The sequence below is a fragment of the Candidatus Laterigemmans baculatus genome (assembly GCF_010367455.1).
Classification (GTDB): domain Bacteria; phylum Planctomycetota; class Planctomycetia; order Pirellulales; family Pirellulaceae; genus Laterigemmans; species Laterigemmans baculatus.
On sequence record NZ_WRPR01000023.1, the window covers coordinates 128829 to 140151 of the forward strand.

6 protein-coding genes are annotated in these 11323 nt (G+C 60.9%); 4 read left to right on the plus strand and 2 right to left on the minus strand.

Annotated elements, in window-relative coordinates; translation table 11 throughout:
* The first annotated feature begins 23 nt into the window (after positions 1-23).
* The 4 genes from GNK13_RS05085 to GNK13_RS05100 all read left to right on the plus strand — a co-directional run bounded on the left by GNK13_RS05085 (position 24) and on the right by GNK13_RS05100 (position 7590).
* Positions 24-1253 carry a neutral/alkaline non-lysosomal ceramidase N-terminal domain-containing protein gene (locus GNK13_RS05085; protein WP_203545339.1) on the plus strand — a complete coding sequence of 410 codons (1230 nt, stop codon included), beginning with the start codon at positions 24-26 and terminating at the stop codon, positions 1251-1253.
* A gap of 145 nt (positions 1254-1398) precedes the next feature.
* Positions 1399-2913 carry a 3-keto-disaccharide hydrolase gene (locus GNK13_RS21420; RefSeq protein WP_203328926.1) on the plus strand — a complete coding sequence of 505 codons (1515 nt, stop codon included), beginning with the start codon at positions 1399-1401 and terminating at the stop codon, positions 2911-2913.
* Between the two features lie 127 nt (positions 2914-3040).
* A complete protein-coding gene (locus tag GNK13_RS05095) occupies positions 3041-6325 on the plus strand; it encodes a LamG-like jellyroll fold domain-containing protein (RefSeq protein WP_164101357.1) in 3285 nt (1094 codons plus the stop codon).
* Between the two features lie 32 nt (positions 6326-6357).
* Positions 6358-7590 carry a polysaccharide lyase 6 family protein gene (locus tag GNK13_RS05100; RefSeq protein ID WP_164101358.1) on the plus strand — a complete coding sequence of 411 codons (1233 nt, stop codon included), beginning with the start codon at positions 6358-6360 and terminating at the stop codon, positions 7588-7590.
* Between the two features lie 179 nt (positions 7591-7769).
* On the opposite strand, the gene GNK13_RS05105 is transcribed toward GNK13_RS05100, so the two are convergent.
* Positions 7770-8783: an alpha/beta hydrolase family protein gene (locus GNK13_RS05105; protein ID WP_164101359.1), complete on the minus strand. Its 1014-nt coding sequence runs from the start codon at positions 8781-8783 to the stop codon at positions 7770-7772.
* A 46-nt stretch (positions 8784-8829) separates the two neighbouring features.
* Entirely contained in the window at positions 8830-11229 is a 2400-nt protein-coding gene (locus GNK13_RS05110; RefSeq protein ID WP_164101360.1) for a dienelactone hydrolase family protein, read from the minus strand.
* Positions 11230-11323 lie beyond the last annotated feature (94 nt).

Below are 11323 nucleotides of genomic sequence, written 5' to 3' on the forward strand. Positions count from 1 at the left end.
TCCGCAACACCATAGTGATTGCATTGACCTGCGTTTTTCTCTTGGCCGTTGGGGCCGGAACTGCGGATGCGGCGGAGGAGTCTTCCACGCTGCAGTGGAAGGCCGGGGCGGCCTCGGCCAAAATCACTCCCGACCGCCGCCTGTATATGGCGGGCTATGCGTCCCGCAAGGAGCCCGCGGAGGGAACCGAGCAGGACCTCTTCGCCAAGGCATTGGCAATGGAAGACCGCGAAGGAAACCGGGTCGTCTTCATCACACTCGACCTGATCGGTGTCTCGGAGTCGCTCCGGAGTAGCGTTGCGAGCCAAGTCGAAGAGCAGTTCCAGCTTCCGCCCGAGGCGCTGCTGATGAACGCCTCGCATACGCACTGTGGCCCGGCCTACGAACGGGACGATGCCCAGGATTATATGGCTTCGCTGAGCGAGACTCTCGTGGGCTTGGTCGGCCAATCGCTCGAGCGGCTCGAGCCTGCCTCGCTGCATTACAACTTTGCGCGTTGCAGCGTGGCAATGAATCGCCGCACTCCCACCGACGACGGCTTTCGCAATCATCCGAACCCCCACGGCCCAGTCGATCACACGGTGCCAGTGCTTCGCGTGAACGACGCGGACGGTGAACTCCGCGCGGTCCTGTTTGGCTATGCTTGCCACAACACGACCATGGGCTTTCAAAAATGGTTGGGCGATTACGCCGGCTATGCACAGGAATACCTGGAACAGGAGCATCCGGGCGTCACATGTCTATTTATGATGGGCTGCGGCGGCGATCAAAACCCGTACCCGCGCGGTGAACTGCACTATGCGAAGAAACATGGGCGGAATCTCGCCACCGCGGTCGAAGCCGCGCTGGAGGTCGGCCAGCGAACTCCGCTGCACCAGACACCGGTGACGGGAACGCTGCGCATGGCCTTTGAGACGGTCGACCTCGAGTTCGCAACGCCCGACCGCCCCGATTTCGCCTACCCGGTGCAAATTGTCCGCTTCGGAGACGATCTGCTGATGGTCGCTCTCGGGAACGAAGTCGTCGTGGACTATGCGCTGCGGCTTCAGCGGGAACTGGCGAGCGACGGAGGGCCAGCGGTCTGGGTAGCCGGCTATACGAACAGCTACTCCGGCTACATTCCAAGCCGCCGAGTGTTGCTCGAGGGGGGCTACGAAGCGCAAAGCCGGCCATGGCGACCGACGCTGGAGGAGCGGATCATCGCCAAGGTTCACGAGCTGGCGAAGCGGACCGCCGCGGCCCCCATTCCCTGAGCCCCCATTCCCTGAGCCCTAAACCCCGCCGCACCGAGAACGGCTTCGGCGGCCCCACACGCTGCGGACTGAGTTATAGTAGGCGCCACCGGCTGGCGAATGCGGAGACCGGATTAAGACCACCTGTCAACAGGAACGATACCCGATGCGAAGCAAACGAGACTGGCGTATTTCCCTTCTAACGTTCGCCACGTTGGCGATCCTGAACCTCAGCTCGACGGCATCCGCTGCCAATCCAGAGCCGCCGGAAGGTTTTGTCGCGCTCTTCAACGGCAAAGACCTCACGGGCTGGAAGGGATTGGTCGCCAATCCCGAAAAGCGTGCCGAGATGTCCGCTGAAGAACTCGCCAAGGCTCAAAAGGAAGCCGACCAGCGGATGCGAGACCACTGGCAGGTTGTCGATGGGGAACTGGTCTTCGACGGGAAGGGTGATAGCCTCTGCACGGCCAAGGATTACGGCGACTTCGAAATGTATGTCGACTGGAAGATCCTCGAAGGGGGAGACAGCGGCATTTATCTTCGCGGCAGCCCGCAGGTCCAGATCTGGGACACCCAGTTCGAAAACTATTTCCGGCACGGTGCGGACAAGGGCTCCGGTGCGCTTTGGAACAACAAAGACAATCCCCGCTTCCCCTTGGTCAAAGCCGACAATCCCGTTGGCGAATGGAACACGTTCTACATCAAAATGGTGGGAGACCGAGTGACCGTGAAGCTGAACGGGAAACTCGTCACCGATAATGTGGTGATGGAGAACGTTTGGAACCGCGAGAAGCCGATCTATCCCACGGGCCAGATCGAGCTGCAGAACCACGGTAACAAACTCTGGTTTCGCAACGTCTATCTTCGCGAGCTTGACGGCGAGTCCGCCTCCGCGACTGCGGCCAATTCAGCTGAGAGCGAAGTCATCAGTCCCAAGGACGAACCGATCAAGTTGTTCAACGGAAAAAACCTCGAGGGTTTCTATACCTACATCGAAGGCCACGGTTACGAAGACCCGAACAACGTGTTCACCGTCAAGGACGGCATGCTGCACATCTCGGGCGAAGGCTATGGCGGACTGATCACCGAGAAAGAGTACCGCGACTACCACATGGTCATTGAGTTCAAGTGGGGCGGAAAAACCTGGGGGAACCGCGAAGACCGCACCCGTGACAGCGGCGTCCTGATCCATTGCCACGGGCCCGACGGTGGTTTGGGTGGCAAATGGATGGCCTCGATCGAAGCCCAGATTATCGAAGGGGGCGTGGGTGACATCCTGGTCCTCAGCGGCAAGGATCCAAAGACGGGCGAAATCGTTCCCACCACGATGACCGCCGAAATCACCAAGGACCGCGACGGCGAGCGGGTTTGGAAGAAGGGTGGTGAGCGCGTCACCCTATCCAGCGGACGTATCAACTGGTGGGGGCGCGACCCGGACTGGGTCGACGAGATCGGATTCCGCGGCAAACAGGACGTCGAAAGTCCGCTCGGGGAATGGACCCGCATGGACGTGATCTGCGATGGCGGACATCTGCTCTATAAGGTCAACGGCGTTGTCGTCAACGAAGGTTTCGACGCGAAGCCCGATCACGGCAAACTGCTCGTCCAAACCGAACAGGCCGAGATGATCGTCCGCCGCTGGGAGTTGCTGCCCCTGAAGAAGGATTCCCCAGCGAAGTAAGCGGTGTTTCCAGCGACATCGAGCGCTGAGTCTGTTTCACCGCGATCATTCTTCCCCGCACCAACCGCCGGCGCTGCATCACTGCGGCGTCCGGCGGTTCATCTTTCACGTTGCCACCGGCGCTCTAATGCTTCTCAGAACCACGCTTCTCGTTAGCTGTTTACTCTGCGTCACGTCGACCATATCGGCCCAGCTCGCCGATCCCTGGAGGTCGCAGTACCAAGGGGACGATGCGACGGGCAAGCATGTCATTGCGTTGTGGCAGTTCTTGCCAGGCCAGGAACTCGAGGACTCTTCGGGGAATGACCACGCCCTGACGCTCCGGGGCGCCACCGTCGTCGCCGAGGGCAAATTTGGCGGCGGACTCCAGAGTGGCCGGGGCTGGCCGGTGGAGGACGTCCGGCATGCGGCTGTCGCCAAACACCACCCCGACTTGTCCCCGCGCGGCCCCTTCACGTTGGAAATGTGGATTCAACCCCACGCGGAACTGGAAGGTTATCCCGAAGCTTTTCTCATCGACAAGAAGTATGTATCCAACGACGACTATCAGCTGATTCTCGGCCGCGCCGATGGTCGGGGGACGCGGCAGTTGCACTTGGTGCTCGGGTTCGGGGACGATTCCGAATCCTTCTGGTCCCAGCGGCGATTGAATCTTGAGCCTGACCGCTGGCATCATTTAGCGGTGACTTACGATGCGGCCGGAACGGCAACCTTCTGGGTTGATGGTGACAATTACGGCTCCGACACGCATCCAGGACGCGGCAGTATTCATCCAGGAAACCGGGAACTTTCGATTGGCGACCGATTGGGAAGCCATTATCACGGATTTCCGGGGCTGATCGATCAGGTGCGAATCAGTCGCGGCGTGCGTGAATATCGGCCGGTCGCGGTCCTGCCGCTGAGCTCCCGCACGACGTTTCTCCGCATGGAGTCCGCGCCGTCGATCCAGTTTGAGGTCAAGAACCTTTCGGAAAACGCCTTCGATGACGCAGCGCTGCGTTTCTCTCTAGCGGGCGTACCGGACCAAGAGTTCAAGGTCGATTCGCTTCCGCCAGGCAAGTCGCTGACGTTGGCTTACAAGCTCGACACGCGGCTGCGCCCGGACCAGTACGAGCTGCGGGTCTCCATCGAAGTCCCAACGGGGGAGACGACGTATCAGAACACCGAGGTCTATCGAGTCGTGATCGCGCCTCGCGTTTCCAAGCAGCGGATGCCCGTGGTGATGTGGGGCAGCCCGGGTCGCGACGGATTGGCTGAGATGCAACGACTTGGGTTCACCCACTGTCTCGGTCTAACCGCCGACGATGGACGGATCTGGGAGGCTGGTGCGGCTGTGCAAGCCGTCAATGACGAGCGGCTGGCACGCGACCGAGCGTTTCTCGACGAAGCCTTGGCTCGGGGCGTGCGGGTGATGGCTTCGCTCAGTCCCGGTCGCTGGCTGGAGAGCCAGGAGGAACTGCTGCGCGTCGATCGCGAAGGTCAGCATTATGAACGGGAGAATATCGCCGCCTCGCTGCCGAAACTCAACGCCTTCGCTTTCAACGTCGGCGCTTCGGCGGCGAAGACCTGGGGCGAACACCCCGCGTGGGACGGTGCGCTGATCGGAACCGAGATTCGCGATGGTACCCAGCTCTCTTTCCATCCGCACGATCGCCAAGCGTTTCGCGAATTCGCCGGCTATGAGATCCCCGAAGCGGCGGTGCAGAAGCGGGGCGTTCCCTACGCCCAGGTGAGCGAGATTGGTAAGGATCGCGTGGTCCCGGACGATCACCCCCTGTACGTGTTCTACCGCTGGTTCTGGAAGCAGGGCGACGGATGGAATCCATTCCATTCAGCCGTTCACCAGGGACTAACAGGTTCGGGTCGAGACGATCTGTGGACTTTCTATGATCCCGCAGTCCGTGTTCCGAGCGTCTGGGGCAGCGGCGGTGAGATCGACGTCATCTCCCACTGGACCTACTCCTATCCCGATCCCATCCGCATCGGACTCGCCGCCGACGAGTTGTTCGCGATGGCCGCCGGTGCCGAGCACGATCAAGACGTCATGAAGATGACGCAAGTGATCTGGTATCGCTCCCAAACCGCGCCGCCAGAGAAGCCGTCGCAGCAAGCTGCAGCGTCCGCCGAAAGTGCCAGCCAAGATCCCGAGCAAGCTCCGTGGGAAGATTTCGATCCCTCGGCCCAGTACATCACAATCTCCCCGATGCACCTCCGCGAGGCGTTTTGGACCAAGCTCGCGCGCCCGATCCAAGGAATCATGTATCACGGCTGGGGATCGCTCGTCCCGAGCGATGGGACCAGCTCCTACCGATACACGCATCCCGAGACGCAGAATGAGCTGGCGCGCTTGGTGCATGAGGTCGTCGAGCCCCTTGGCCCCACCTTGAAGCAGATTCCCGCGGCTCCCAAGGACGTGGCGATGCTGGAGAGTTTTGCGTCGCAGATCTTCGCCAGTCGAGGCACGTGGGGGTGGGGCAACCGCTGGACGGGAGACGCCTGGCACGTGCTCCAGTATGCCCACCTCCAACCAGAAATCGTGTATGAGGAAACGATCAGCCGCGATGGCTTGGATCGCTTTAAAATCTTGGTCATGCCCAGCTGTGACGTGCTTCCGGCGAGCGTCGTCGAGCGTGTCAAGGAGTTCCAGCAGCGAGGCGGAATTGTCGTCGGCGATGAACGCCTCGCACCAGCCATTCGTGCGGATATCACCATGAAGTCCTACAACCGTACGAAGCGGGCCGACGAGGACAAGCAGGCATTGCTCGCCATGGCGGCGGAACTGCGGAAAGCGATCGACGCCAAGTACGCGCGCTTCAGTGATACGTCGAACCCGGAGGTCATCAGCCACGACCGTCGGTACGGCTCGACGGACTATGTGTTCCTGGTCAACGACCGCCGTGAGTTCGGTGACTACGTGGGGCACCATGGGATGGTCATGGAGAATGGGCTTCCGGCGGAGGCGACGCTCTCAATTCGTCGCGAGAGGGGCCACGTCTACGACTTGCTCGAGCGGCGTGAGGTCGCGACGGGGCGGGGCGAGCAGGGCACCATGGAAATTCCCGTATCGCTCGCTCCGTGCGGCGGCGGACTTTTCATGGTGACCGACAAAGCGATCGAACAGGTCGCGGTGCGCACCGCTTCGACCGCAAAGCCGGGGAGCTCGCTCAAGCTGCAGGTGGCGGTGGCGAATCTCGAAGGGCAGCGGATCGACGCGGTCGTGCCAGTCCGTGTCGACATCTTCGATCCCGCTGGTCGCCCCGCGGAGTTTTCCGGCTACTACGGCGCCGCCGATGGGCGACTCGAATTGACGCTCGATCTCGCTCCCAATGACCGGCAAGGGGTGTGGGAAGTTCGGGTGCAAGAGTTAGCCAGCGGACTTTCAGCTCGCACCGCCTTTCGAGTCAGTGAATGAGTTCGTCCCCCGCGATGTGTCCGGTTTGTTTCATGCTCGATTCACTTTGGCGTTACGCCCTCGGTGTCTTCTTTCTCGCGTGGGTTTTGCCCGCAATCCCCGCGCAGGGTGAAGGAATCGATTCGCAAGCGGCCGCCCAAGCTGCGATTTCTTCCGCCAAACCTGGGGACGAGATCGTCTTGGCTCGCGGCCGATACGATCAGTGGAAGTTGACGGTCGACTGTGCGGGGACCGCGGAAGCACCAATCACCATCCGCTCGGAAGTCCCGGGCGGAGTTGTTCTCGACGGCCGCAGCAGCTTTACCATCACGGGAGCCCACGTCGTCGTCAGCGGGCTCATTTTCGACGGAGCCGATTCGCCTTCAGCCCGCAGCCTGATCGTGTTCGACGGCGCCGTCGGAGCTCGCCTCACCGAGAGCGAGTTTCGCGGTTGCCGGATGACGTCGGGCGATGCGGTTGTCGCAGTCGCCGGAACATCCCAAGACTGCCGGGTGGACCATTGCCGGTTCCTCGGCACTCGGTACCGCAGCATCCGAATCGTCGTTGACTCAGCCTCTCTCCGCACCGCCCCGCCGCTTCGGACGAGGATCGACCACAACGAATTCCGCGACGTGCCTCGCCTAGGCGGCAACGGCGCTGAAACCATTCAGATTGGCAGCCGCGCGGCTCCCTACTGCGACCTCGAAACGTTCGCCGTGGTGGAAGAAAACCTCTTCGTCGCCTGTAACGGCGAAGCAGAGATTATCAGCGACAAAACCTCTCAAAACACCTTTCGCAAGAATCTCTTTTTGAAGTGCCGCGGCGAATTGGTGATCCGTCACGGCAATCGAAGCGCGATCATCGACAACCGCTTCATCGATTGCAGTGGCGGGATTCGCTTGTCCGGCGGGGGGCATACCGTCACGGGAAACACGATCGTCAACAGCGGGGGAACGGGAATCCAATTGCTTTATGGCGTCGAAGATTCGCAGCACCCAGCGGCCTATCTGCCGGTCTCGGACTGCTTGATCGAAAACAACATGATCGTCAACGCACGTGAGGCAGGGCTGATGATCGGCGCAAACCGCAACCAGCGTTGGTATTCGGAGCGCTGGGCACGCAAACCTTACGAAGCCTCGCCACGCATGGCTGCGACGATCGCGCCGGCGAACAACACGATTCGCGACAACACCATCATCGGGCACCCTGATCGCCTGCTAGTGATCGATCAGGCGCCCGAGAACGAGATCCGGAACAATCATCTAAGCTCTGTAAGCAGCCCCTGAGCCGACGGCGCTAGCCGCGGGTTCTGCAGCGGAAAGCCAGGGGCTGCAAGGCCCGAGGACAGGCACTGTCAGAGAATCTGGAACGACACCCTCCCGGGGGGAGGGCAATGGTGAAATGAAGCTAGCGCCTACGGCTCAAGAGATTAGTCCCGATTTTTCTGACCGAGGAGCAGCGACAGCTACTCGGCTTCGGCGAATTGCTTCTTGAAAAACTCCAGCATCTCTTTCTGCAAATTCCGCCCCTTTGCCTCCGCGGTGTGGGCGTAGTGGTTTTCGATTCCGAGCGCATCCATTTCCTTCTTGAGCTGCTTTCCAAAGTTCGGATGGTGGATGAATTGGCCGGGACGCGAGTCGGCCGGAGGCACGACATCGGGTTCGCTGTAGATCATGAACAGCGGCGGATCGTCCTCGGTGAGGTGGGTGATTGCGGAGCCTTCGTCGTAGAGTTTCTGCGTTTCCTCGCTCGGGTTGAGCGCTTCTTCGGCCGTTTTCACCCCGTGAACTTTGAAGATGGAAGGATGCTCCCAGGCCCGCCCACCGACCAGTTCCTTGATCTTGATCGGATCGTAAGTTCCCTGACCGCCCATCGTGCCGATGGCCGTGATTCGGGTCGACTGGCGAGCGATCGGATCCTCGCTGTCGGGATCGGCCAAATCTTCGTGGAAGCCCAGCCACATGCTGATGCCTGCTCCGGCCGATCCGCCGTAGCAAGCGACCCGCCCGGGATCAATCTTCCACTCCTCGGCCTTGCTCCGCAGGAACTGGAGGGCCCTCGCGGAGTCCATCTGCGGCGTCGGAAAGATGACTGTTTCGCCGTCGACGAAGCGGTAGTTGAGAGCGGCGACGCTGATTCCCGCTCGGTTGGCTTCGCGGACCATCGCAGGGCTGAGCGAGCGTTTGTCCCCGCCCACAAATCCACCGCCATGGATATAGACGATCAGCGGAGTCGGCTGCTCGGACTCCGCTTGGTAGAAATCCAAACGGTTCCGCTCATGCGGACCGTAAGCCACATCGGCGTGCGTTGGCTCCAGGGCGTTGGCGGCAGCGGATCGATTTGCAGGCTGACGGGAGCGGGCCTGGTTCTGGTCCCGATTCGGTGACCGCGGTCGCGTGGGGCCTTCATCAGCAAAACTCGGAAGCGGGAAACAGAGCAGGATTGCGAGCACGGCGCCGCGGCGTATGTCGAACATCATCAATGGTCCTCGAGAGGTAGCGGAAGGGGAAACAGGAGCATTGCTGTCAGTGATCCATTGAACCCGCCTGCGGGCTCGCGGGTTTCGGCCATTGGAGATGCTTGTGGAGAAAATCGAAGCTGCCCTCTCCGTTGATACTGTGTCCGCCTTGAAAATATTCAATCTCCACCCGATCGCTTATGCCAAGCTGAGCATACAGCCAACGGACTTTGGCAAATTCATGAGCCACCCAGTGGTCGCGTCCGACGCGGTCATGGTGGCCCCTCTCCACCATAAACGGCCGCGGCACCATCAAGTAAGCCATCTCGGCGTAATCGAATGTATGCCCGAGATTCCAATACGGCATCTCCCATTCGATCGTGTGCATGAAGCTGAATGGTTCTTCCGTGGAGGCCACCTTGCGAGTCCACTGGTTGAAGTCGCCGGAGCAAATTGAGAGGCAGTACTTCTCTAGAATCGGAGGCACGCGGACCGCGGTTTCACCTCCATAGCTCAGCCCATAGAAGGCGATCCGGTCCCCATCGACGAATGGCAACGTGTCGAGCCACCGAAGCGTCTGATCATGCTGCGATAGGATGAAGCTGAACAGCGTGCGTCCCACGGCGTTCGCTTTTCGATCCAGCCAACGATACCGGTCTTCACCACGATAGAGATTGTGCGGCGCGAAAGTGATGAAGCCACGTTCGGCCAGTTTTGCGGCGAAGTCGTTGTACGCGGTCTTATGCTGATCGATCGTGTCGCGGGGCACTCCGTTCCGGCCGTGCTGGCAGACGACGACAGGCCGCTGCTCTCCTGGCTTTATATCCTTGGGGACGACCAACACTCCCCAGGCGAACAGATCCTGGTAGACGTCCAGCACCACGTCATAGGCAGTCCACGAATCGGTTTCCGCAACAACACGAGATCGCGCATTGAATGGCAGTAGCGGATCTTCAAAACGCCCCATCGCCTGCGCGTGAAACTTTTCCCGGAACACTCGGCTTCCAGCGATGAACTTGTCAGCTTGATGGACGGGATGACGCCGCTCGGTGCTCCATTTCCCGTCCGCCAGTTCGGGCATGACGCGATGCAAGAAGCCATCTTCTCGGACGGCAGCGGAGCGGCGGACGAGTTTCTGCACCTGCGATTCGAGTTGGTCCATCGCCCGCTGCTGCCGCTCGGCGCTGCGTGCCGCAGCATCCGCGCGCCGGTCCACCAGCGGTGCGTGTGCCTTCGTTGGCTGAAACTCGCTATCGAAAGATGCCACAAACGCGTTGAGGGCGGCGGACGACCATCGATCCACTGGCTGGTCCGACTCGCCAGCGATCCACCGAACCGGTGGTAGAGCATCGCCAGCGGGGATTCGGGCGAACTCCGCTTTCACGCGGTCCACCGGAGGCGTGCGGAGCTCACCCTTATGGCCGCTGACATTTGGAAAGGGACTGTGCTCGACGACCAGCGTCCGGGGAAGCACGAGCGCTGCGACTTCAGCGTTCCCGTAGCCGTTGAGTCGCGACCAGACATTTCGATAGATCGGCTCCGACCACATCGAGTCGCTTGAATCGAAGTACCCGCTCACCAGCGTGGCAGCAATGCGAGGATCGAGGGCTGCGGCATGCAGTGCAATCAATCCCCCTTCCCCATACCCGATGATGCCGACGGGCCCCCGCTCTTCGCGGCGGGTATCCAGCCAATCCACACCCGCCATCACTCGCTGGATTTCGTAGCCAATGAGATGGCGTCCCATGTGAAACGCTTGACGGTAGATCCATTCGCGAGGCGTGTAGTCCGCACTTCGGATTCGCGGGTCGTCGGTTTGCAAAGGGCCGCGGTCGAGGATCGTGGGGATCAACAGGTCGTAACGCTGCGCCGCCATCCTCCGTGCGATCTGTTCCGGGGCAATCAGCCCAGCTGCCAACCCGAGCAACTGTTCGGGCGTCTGATCGGCATCCGGGACGACCACGATTTGGCCAGCGGACGGTTCATCCTGCAGGACCAACAAGCCCTCGCCAAACAGATCCTCATAGACAGGCCACCGCACTTGGAAGATCTTGTAGTGATCCGTCTCGGCGACCATTGCCGGATTGCGCTCGTCGCCATATCGCTCCATCCGAGGCGGTTCGCGGCTCTCCACCACTCCGAGAATCGTTTTCAGAGGGGCGCGCAAGGGCTCGATGGATTGGACGTAGGCTTGGCGGGAGCCGAGATCGTAGCTCCACTGCCGCGCCCGCTCGTCGGCCGACTGCGCCAACTTGCGATCGATGAACCGGTGCGCGCCGTCCATCAGCCGCTGCGATAGATCCGCCTCCGGCCACTCGAGTCGCTCCGTGCCGGGAAGTGGCTGCGCCGGGCGATAGGCCTCCAGCGTATTCGCGGTTGGACCCTGAGCCCGTGCCGGAGTGACGACGAGGCTGAGCAGTGCTGCCGCGACCCAACCCGTGTATGAATGAAATCTTCGTAGGGTCATCGGACGTGTGAAACCTCGCTGGCCTTCATCATGGCGATCTTTCCAATGGGGATTTGCAAATTCTAGCAGCGGTGAGGGGTGGAAAGCGACTTCG

Bases quoted from the DNA above. Each gene is read 5' to 3' on its own strand.
- GNK13_RS21420 (WP_203328926.1), top strand. From the start codon at position 1,399: ATGCGAAGCAAACGAGACTGGCGTATTTCCCTTCTAACGTTCGCCACG.
- GNK13_RS05095 (WP_164101357.1), top strand. From the start codon at position 3,041: ATGCTTCTCAGAACCACGCTTCTCGTTAGCTGTTTACTCTGCGTCACG.
- GNK13_RS05100 (WP_164101358.1), top strand. From the start codon at position 6,358: ATGCTCGATTCACTTTGGCGTTACGCCCTCGGTGTCTTCTTTCTCGCG.
- GNK13_RS05105 (WP_164101359.1), bottom strand. From the start codon at position 8,783: ATGATGTTCGACATACGCCGCGGCGCCGTGCTCGCAATCCTGCTCTGT.
- GNK13_RS05110 (WP_164101360.1), bottom strand. From the start codon at position 11,229: ATGACCCTACGAAGATTTCATTCATACACGGGTTGGGTCGCGGCAGCA.